This window comes from Microcoleus sp. PH2017_09_SFU_O_A, assembly GCF_020738625.1.
In the GTDB taxonomy this organism is placed as follows: Bacteria; Cyanobacteriota; Cyanobacteriia; order Cyanobacteriales; family Microcoleaceae; genus Microcoleus.
In genome coordinates, this window is the sequence record NZ_JAEQCF010000005.1 from 177,161 (window position 1) to 186,060 (window position 8,900).

Here is an 8,900-nt window from a genome sequence, read left to right on the forward strand (position 1 = left end):
ATTGTCACTAGACAGAATTTTAATGATGGTTATAAATAAATTAAACCTGTTTTTTATCAAATATAAGCTCAATTTAACTTAAGCTGTAAGCAAGTCCAACAAATTCCCGGAGCAGTCAATGGAAAACCGTTCAAATAACCAGACTAATTCCCCTCCTAAATGGTTGAATTTGAAACTAATAGTCAGCGGTCTGGAAACAGTTCAAGACTTAATTGTAATTTCTTTGTGTATTGGTTTGTTCTGTTTCATGGTACTGGAACTGCGAGAAATGTTTTTCTCGCTGCTGCCTCCTTTGAATTTTCAGCAAGTGACAGCAGACATTCTATTTCTCTTGGTTTTGGTGGAATTATTTCGGCTGTTAATTATTTATTTGCAAGAGCAGCGCGTTTCGATTGGTGTGGCGGTTGAAGTTTGTATTGTCTCAGTTTTGCGAGAAGTTATCGTGCGGGGAGTTCTGGAAACTCCCTGGGTTCAAATATTGTCAACAGGTGGATTTTTGCTGGTTTTGGGAGTGTTGTTGGTCATCCGAGTTTGGTTGCCGCCAACTTTTGAGGGAATTGACCCGGAACGCCGTTTTGCTAGCCGAAAAAGAAATCTGTCAGAGCCGGAATCTTCTTCAGAGCCTGTTGCGGTAAATAGTAAGTTCAATTCTCATTGAGTATGGCGAGACAGGCGATTTTAGATTTGCTCTACAGCTTGTCTGGTTACCATTTATCGTCTCTTGTAAAATAACCATGATAACTTTCGTTGTGAGGATTAAAGTCATCTGAAAATAGAGGGGAAGGGCTAAAGTCCTCACTACGAACCTATTTGATTGCGGTTCGCCGTCAGCACTTTATATCAATTCCGGTTGCATCTGAATTAATATTACCCGAAATCAGGACACGGCAGTGCCGTGTCCCTACGATTAATCACGGTAGGGAAACGGCACTGCCGTGTCCTCGCTTGTCATTCCGGCGCAGCCGGAATTGATATTAGTTCTCTGAAAATAGAGGGGAAGGACTAAAGTCCTCACTATGAAACTATTTGATTGCGGTTCGCCGTCAGCACGTTAGTTCTCTGAAAATAGAGGGGAAGGACTAAAGTCCTCACTACGAACCTATCTGATTGGGGTTCGCAGTCAGCACTTTAGTTCTCTGAAAACAGAGGGGAAGGACTAAAGTCCTCACTACGAACCTATTTGATTGCGGTGATTCGAGGTGACACAATATTAGCTGTTAGTCTGCAATTCGCCTAAACGAGCTAACACTTCTTTGGAGTGAATGGCGGGATTAACTTTAACAAATGTTTCCCGCAAAATTCCTTCAGGGTCAATAATAAAACTGTGCCGGGAAGAGATAAAACTCATCCAAGAACCGTAAGCTTTACTTATTTTGCCGTCGGTATCTGCTAATAGCGGAAATTTCAAACCTTCAGAATCACAAAATTCTGCGTGGGAGTTGACATCATCAGCGCTGATGCCGATGATTTGAGTGTTTTTTGCTAAGTATTTCGGCAAGTCTTGCTGGAATCGACGCGCTTCGATCGTACAACCGGATGTAAAATCTTTGGGATAGAAGTAGACTACCAGCCACTTCCCGCGATAATCGGACAGCGAGATTTGCCCGTCGCCGCTGTTTGTCGGTAAGCTAAAGTCTGGTGCGGCTTGATTCACTGCCGGCAGCTTGCCACCGAGGGCCAAGGCTGGAGGGGCAAAATTGAAACTCAGAAAGGCTAGACAAATTGCCAATAAAGTGCTAAAAAACTTGCGCCGGGAAATCATAAATTAACAAGTAGAACTGTACTTAACACAAGTTTACAGTTTTCTGATTAAATGGGTAGGGGCAATTCGCGAATTGCTTCTAATAGTGACATACTCCTACACTGACGCTCGTACAGTACAGTGTAGGCTTCTCAGCGACTCCAGCTATTGCTTCGGACGTTAACTGAGCTTTAAGAACGGAATGCCCTACCGCTCTGTTTTTGATATTTATTGCTGCATTATGGTCGCGGTCAAGACTACATCCACAATGGGGGCAGTCGTGCCATCTCTCATGTAGCTTCTTAGGAACTTTAACCCCACAAGTAGAACAATCTTGACTTGTACCAGACGCTTTAACAGGGATAACCAACAAACCAGCATTTTCGGCTTTGTTTGTCAGTATCGACAGAAAGCTTGACCATCCGGCATCAAGAACAGATTTTGCCAACCATGTACGCGCAAGTCCTTTGACATTCAAATCTTCAACCGCGACAACATCATATTTTTTCAACAAGTTGTTAGCAGTTTTGAAATGAAAATCTTTACGTTTGTCGGCAACTTTTTTATGCTGCTTGCCCAACTGTTTTACCGCTTTTAATCTTCGATTGCTTCCTTTTTTACGACGGGAAACACGCTTCTGAATAACTTTTAAACGTTTTTGAGATTTGCGATAATGTTGAGGTATAGCAACAGTTTTACCCTCAGAAGTTGTCAAAAACTCCTTTAAGCCAACATCGATACCAGTTATTAAATCTGGATTGAAATCTGGTTTAATTGTTGGCACTGTCGCATCTTCCAGGCTGAGGGTTAAATAGTAACCGTCAGCTTTTTTAGTGACAGAAGCAGTTTTGATTTTGAAACCATTCGGAATGGAACGATGCAAAACAACCTTAACTTTTCCAAACATCGGAAGATTGATTAAATTGTTTTGCAAGCATCCATCCTTCATTTGAGGATAGGTAAAGGTTCTGTAGTGGTTGCGAGACTTAAATCTTGGTCTGCCACTACGTTTTCCGTTACTGTCACCCTTCAAGAATCTATCAAAAGTTACCTTGACTCTCTTGACAATATCCTGAAGAACCTGCGAGTAAATTTCGCCATACCAAGGATGAGTTTTCTTGAGGTTAGGTAGTGTTTTCTTTTGACTGTAGTAATCGGGATTGTCCCGTAATTCTGGAAGGTGACAAACAAGAGGACAAGCATTGATAGGACAACGATTTTGCTCGTACCAGTTAAATCTATCTGCCAACAAATAGTTATATTGAGCGCAAAGCATAGACAACCACCTGTCTAATTCTATTGCTTGTTGTTTGCCTGGGCGTAATTTGTACTGGTATGCCGTCCTCATTTGCTTTTACCTCCTGTTAGCACTATGGTAGCATGATTGTGTAACCATTGTGTAGCCACATGAAAAATAAACAATTAAGATTAAGGATGTCTGAGCGACGTTTCCATAAGTTACGGCTATATGCTGTTCAATCCGATAAGACAATGACTCAAGTCATTGAAGAGCTGATTGACTCATTGCCAACATCAAAGATTGGCAATGAGTCACCGACCGACATCGCTAATTGAACTGCGTTCAATATTGCTCGTCGGTCAATTCCTCATTGCCTCGCATTCATCCCACACTAACCTGAGTACAGGTATGGTGTGGGGATTCTGCTGTGCTTGCTAAATCTGAGTTACCCACCCCTTTGATGATTCGGTGTTTAAAACCGCTTTTATACAGAGGATGCCCGCTTCTGCTGGCTAGGAAATAAAGGGAACATTTAGCCAGGATTTGGTATCAAACCGAAATATCACTTACTCAAATAGCAATTTACTTATGAGCGCTGCACTCCCGTTAACAGGCAAAGTTACAGTAGTCCAGGTAATTAATGGTCAACCGGTGACGATCGAAGTAGATGGCACTAATGCGCCGATTACTGGGGGAAATTTTGTTGATTTAGTTGAACGTGGCACCTACGATGGGGTGATGTTTCACCGAGTTGTGCGCCAGCCGGATCCTTTTGTGGTGCAAGGGGGCGATCCGCGCAGCAAGGATACTAGCATTCCGGCGGGTCAATTGGGAACGGGTAATTTTATCGATCCGGATACTAATCAGGCGCGTTTTATTCCTTTGGAAATCAAGCCGCAAGGGGCGGCACAGCCAGTTTACAACCAAGTTGTCACGCAAAAGCCACAGTTGCCTCACACGAAAGGGGCGGTGGCAATGGCTCGTTCTAATAGTGGTTTAAATACGGCTTCTTCGCAGTTCTATTTTACTTTGGATGCTTTGCCGTTTTTGGATGGCAATTATGCTGTTTTTGGCAATGTAATTCAAGGTTTTGAGACGGTTAATGCGGTGCAGCAGGGCGATCGCATTTCGAGTGCCAAAGTTGTTGCAGGGATTGTCCCCAGTCGGGTTTCGAGTATTATTCCCAATGCTGCTGTGTTGAATAGTTTTGTGAATAATACTAATTTTGTAAATCTGCCTTTGCGATCGCTCAACTTGCCTAATACGCCGAACAACTATCAAGTCACTGCCCAAGACTCTCAGCAAAACCCCAGCGGCGTGCGCGGAGGTAGCGCCAACGATCGCATTATCGGTTCATCGATTGATGATGCCATTAACGGCGGCAAAGGCAACGACACTATCACCGGGGAAGCAGGCGACGATTTTCTCAGAGGTGGCAAAGGTAGCGACTTAATTAGCGGTGGTGTTGGCAACGATATTATCAACGGAAATTTCGGCGACGATACTCTTAATGGCGATGCTGGTAACGACTTTTTACGGGGTGGGCAAGGGAATGATGTCTTAAATGGTGGCGATGGCAATGATATTTTGATTGGGGATACAGGCAACGATACTCTCACCGGAGGTAGTGGTGCAGATACTTTTGTTTTGGTCGGAGTCGATCCTGCGAGTCTGCCTTTTATTCTGCTACTCCCAACGAATCATACAATACTTGATTTTAAACCAGGTGAAGGCGATCGCATTGCTTTGACAGGAAAATTATCGGATACCACATTCACTCAATCTGGCAGCGATACTTTAATTAACTTAGCTGGGTCTCCTGCTATTGTAAAAAATGCTACTGTCGATTCCGTCAGAAATGCAGTTTTTGCAATTCCTTTGTCTCCGATTGTTCCTCGTCCTAATGACCTACCCACTGGCGATGTAGCCTTAAGAATTGGGTAGTTTTAAGTGAATTGGGTTGAGTTAAACTCGACCCAATTTCTAATACTTTTCGGCTCAATATCCATATCTTTTATTAGATGCCAGCCCCTGGTTATACAATCTATTTTTTATGGCTTATGCCAAATTTAATTAATAACATAACTTTCTAAGTTTAGAGACAGCATCTTGATAGCAATCCATTCTCGATTGCTGCTTAAATAGCCCTGCTGCTTTCTGAAAATCCTCAAATGCTCCTTGAACTTCTCTCAATTTATATCTAGTCACTCCTCGGTTGAAGTAAGCTTTGGCAAAATTGCGATCGAGGCGAATTGCTGATTCAAAATCAGCTAGTGCTGCGAGGGAATTTTCCATTTGCAGGTGGATAGTGCCTCGGTTAAAGTAAGCTTGAGCCAAATTGGGGTTGAGCAGCAGTGCTGAGTTGTAATCTGCGATCGCCCCAGCACGATCTTTTAAGCCAGCTAGCATAAACGCCCGATTGTTATAATACTTGGCTCGATAGGGATTGAGTTCGATGGCGGTAGTTAAATCTGCGATCGCAGACTGTTTGTCGCCTAATCTGTAGCGGGCAACACCGCGATCGTTGTAAGCTGGTGCGAATTGCGGATTAATGTTTATTGTGGCGGTGAAATTTTTAATCGCAGCGTGCAAGTCCTTTTGTTCGAGACTTTTTAAACCTGCACTGTAAACCTTCTTGGTGCTAACGTCTAAATTTGCCTCTTGTCGCGCTTGGGCTTGCTCGCCCGAAAATACTTTACCTGAAGTATTGGCGAATCCCAAAAATTCGATCGAATTGAAAATAGTTGTGACAGCTAATTGACTCGGGAGAAAGGGGATAGTACGCATGGGAGGGCGGGTGTTTAACTGTATGCTCTAATTTTCTTGCATCTTTCAGCTACTGACAGTGATATCCGTACTCTCGGGGAGGTGATAAGTTTGAGGAGATTTGGTGATGCTCGGGGATTGATTTGTGTGATGACAGTTGGGTTTAGTTCGTGACGCCAGTCACAACCAAGGATAATTGCGTCTATAAACCGCTAAATTTCGTAGTTTTAAGCGAACTGAACAATTTATTTTTGCTAGCCAGATTCACCAGAGAAAGAGGGAGAGAGGAAGAGGTTGAGAATATTTGACGCTGGAGGAGAATAGTTTATTAAAATATACAATTTAAATGGGCAACAGCTTCTTGCATTGTCGCAATATATGCTATCAGTAAATTCCGATCGCACTTGCGAGCATCTGATACAGGGTTTAGGGAAAAAAAATCTCTAGCACCGACGCATCTGTGAAGCAACCCATTTTCTAGGTAAGAGGATTCACCCGCGACTCGCCGAGTTAAGTTGGGGGCTGGGCTAAGGGCGATCGACATTTCACTGATATTTTTGAGTAATATTGCCGATGAAAGTTGCTTATTCTTTGATATGCTCTGATTACACATCAAGAATCTATTGCAATTAGTGTCAATGAAAATAGTTCTGACGTTAAAAACTTTCTTCGCGACAGTATTCGCGATCGCCCTATTTAGTCTCTACTTAACTCCTCCTGTGATTGCCGCGAATGCCGAGGATCTGAGTCAGCTATTAAAAGATAATTGGTGCGTCAGCTTTCTGTGGAAGCAATGCGATTTGAGCGCTGCCGATTTGCGAGGAGCTAATCTCCAAGAAGCCAACTTGAGCGGTGCCAACCTGAGCGGCGCCAACTTGTCCGGTGCTAATTTAAAAAATGCTGACCTTTCTGACGCAGATCTCACCAGCGCCAATTTAGCAAATGCTGATATTTTGGGCACGGATCTCAGTCGAGCCAATTTGACCGAAGCTAATTTCAACCGCACAAAATTGTGGGATGCTAATCTGACTTTGGCAAATCTGAGTCGCGCCAATTTACAAGATGCTAATTTGTTGGATTCTAGACTTTGGGGAAGCAATCTCACCCAAGCTAATTTAACTGATGCGACCCTGCACGGTGCTGATTTGCAATATGCTAATCTGGCAGACACTAATTTGACAAATGCTGATTTGCACAGCTTCTTTTTCCGAGGTTCCAAACAAGTCACAAATCTGAGCAATGCTAATCTAGAAGGCGCTAATTTAACGGGAGCAAATCTCAGAGGTGCGGTGCTGAATGGAGCGATAATGCCCGACGGCTCTATTAATAATGAAGAAATTGGCTTTAATTTAAAGTAAAGTCTGAATACAGTTGACAGTTGACAGTTGACAGTTGGCAGTTGACAGTTGACAGTTGACAGTTGACAGTTGACAGTTGGCAGTTGGCAGTTGGCAGTTGGCAGTTGTGAGTTCTCAGCAGTCAGTAATTAATAGACATTTAACTAATGACTAATGACTAATGACTAATGACTACTGACTTAATTCGATCGCCAAACTGCATCCCACGGCCCGCCGCCAACTTCCAAACCGGCCAAAGAACTTTGAGCCTCTAAGATAATTTTAGAGCGCTGCTTGCCATTTTTCTCAACATTTCCCCCCAACAATTCTCGCAGTTGCAAGCGCAATTCGCCGTGCGTCGTATCGCGGCAGCAAAAAGCCAGACCCTTGGCTGTAGGAGTTCGCACATAGGTGCCAGAACTTTTTGTACTGCCACTTAACTCAACTTCAAACTGGCTGTTTCTCGCCTGCATTTTCCAGCTTCCCCAAGGTTCAATATTCCAAGTTACTTGGGAATTCCAAGGCACAAATTCGTAGAATTTGCCTCGGTAATGGATGCCAATCATTGCTACCGATTCCATCCACCACAGCACGCCCCGCTTGCCACCCCCAGCAGTTAATGCTAAATCGCTTTCGCCTTGAAAACAATTGCAATTTATCCAAAACCATTTTTGCGGAAAAGCACCGCCCCAGTTTTTTTCGGTGTAAGCGGGAGCGTCTTTAAATTCATAGCGTTCGCCGTTCCAATCGATCCAACCCGTGGCTAAACCGTGAGCCATTAAAATTTGCCATCCAGGCTCAAACACTGGCAAAAAAGATAGCATTCCCGCCGTGGATTTTTGGAGTTCGTCGGAGTTTCCCCAGCCGTAAACAGGTTTGATTTCGTATTGCCAAAAACAGTGATTGCCAGTTCCTGGATCGTGCAGATAACCTTGATTCAAAGTAGCAGTAGCTTGATAGCCTTCTTCGATACGGCTGTCGAATACTTGTGGTTCTAAATATTCTGGTTTAATTTGTAAATCTGTTTTGCCCCAATGTCCTAAACCCAATGTGTCTCGGTGCGCCCAAAACTTATTTACATCGGGGAAGGTGCGGCACAAATAGCTATCTTTGGGGCCGAGAATTTGGGCGGCACCGCCGCTGTAAGGTTGACCGCCTCTGGGGTCTTCTATGGAATACATGAATGCAAAGGATTGTCCGTGAATTGGTAATGTTATTCGGTAGTACCAGCCTTCAAAAAAGCGCCGGGAACTGCCGTCCCAGTGGTAGCCGCTGTGGGGAGTTTCAATAGTTTTGAGTTTTGAGGCTGTATTTGACATAATATTACTAATAGCAAAACAAGAGTCATTGGTCATTGGTCATTGGTCATTGGTCATTGGTCATTGGGCATAGGGCATAGGGCATAGGGCATTAGTCATTAGACCTCTTGCAAAATAATTTTCTGATATAATGGAAAGTTTTGCTTTAGTTGATTAGATATCTCCCAAAAAGCCTGTGAATAACAGGCAGGATGCCTGTTCCACAATTATGGGAGATGTTTAATTCAAAGCCTCTGATTATAACATATATCTTTTTTGCAAGAGGTCTATTAGTCATTGGTCATTAACTAAAAGGAAGAAGCAGGCTTAGTACATTACCGATTACCGATTACTGACTGTAGTTTAGACTAACCAAAGATGAGAACGGTGGCAAAAGAAGAACTAGAGCCACCGCGCTGGGAGAGAATGAGGGTGAAAAAGAAAACCTATCCACTCCTTAAATGAACAGTGAACGATTAAAGGACTTTCGTCAAGCAGCATACGATTTATTGGTGAAA

Annotated in this window: 7 protein-coding genes; 3 read left to right on the forward strand and 4 right to left on the reverse strand. The window is 43.4% G+C overall.

Annotation, left to right across the window (positions count from 1 at the left end; translation table 11 throughout):
* The first annotated feature begins 118 nt into the window (after nt 1–118).
* Nucleotides 119–658 carry a phosphate-starvation-inducible PsiE family protein gene (locus JGK16_RS03535; protein ID WP_293195865.1) on the forward strand — a complete coding sequence of 180 codons (540 nt, stop codon included), beginning with the start codon at nt 119–121 and terminating at the stop codon, nt 656–658.
* Nucleotides 659–1,210: 552 nt separating this feature from the next.
* Here the strand turns inward: JGK16_RS03535 and JGK16_RS03540 are convergent.
* Together JGK16_RS03540 and JGK16_RS03545 are read right to left on the reverse strand one after the other, a co-directional pair.
* Nucleotides 1,211–1,762, reverse strand: a complete 552-nt coding sequence (locus tag JGK16_RS03540) for a peroxiredoxin (protein WP_293202762.1) — start codon at nt 1,760–1,762, stop codon at nt 1,211–1,213.
* Between the two features lie 79 nt (nt 1,763–1,841).
* Nucleotides 1,842–3,089, reverse strand: a complete 1,248-nt coding sequence (locus tag JGK16_RS03545; RefSeq protein WP_293195860.1) for a transposase — start codon at nt 3,087–3,089, stop codon at nt 1,842–1,844.
* 480 nt (nt 3,090–3,569) lie between these two features.
* On the opposite strand from JGK16_RS03545, the gene JGK16_RS03550 reads away from it, so the two are divergent.
* Nucleotides 3,570–4,925, forward strand: a complete 1,356-nt coding sequence (locus JGK16_RS03550; RefSeq protein ID WP_293176451.1) for a peptidylprolyl isomerase — start codon at nt 3,570–3,572, stop codon at nt 4,923–4,925.
* Nucleotides 4,926–5,054: 129 nt separating this feature from the next.
* On the opposite strand, the gene JGK16_RS03555 is transcribed toward JGK16_RS03550, so the two are convergent.
* Nucleotides 5,055–5,768, reverse strand: coding sequence for a tetratricopeptide repeat protein (locus tag JGK16_RS03555; RefSeq protein ID WP_293202765.1), 714 nt, complete (start codon nt 5,766–5,768; stop codon nt 5,055–5,057).
* A gap of 617 nt (nt 5,769–6,385) precedes the next feature.
* Here JGK16_RS03555 and JGK16_RS03560 point away from each other — a divergent pair.
* Nucleotides 6,386–7,105 carry a pentapeptide repeat-containing protein gene (locus tag JGK16_RS03560; RefSeq protein ID WP_293176447.1) on the forward strand — a complete coding sequence of 240 codons (720 nt, stop codon included), beginning with the start codon at nt 6,386–6,388 and terminating at the stop codon, nt 7,103–7,105.
* A gap of 179 nt (nt 7,106–7,284) precedes the next feature.
* On the opposite strand, the gene JGK16_RS03565 is transcribed toward JGK16_RS03560, so the two are convergent.
* Complete coding sequence (locus JGK16_RS03565; RefSeq protein ID WP_293176445.1) at nt 7,285–8,403, reverse strand: tocopherol cyclase family protein; 1,119 nt, start codon at nt 8,401–8,403, stop codon at nt 7,285–7,287.
* Nucleotides 8,404–8,900: the final 497 nt, after the last annotated feature.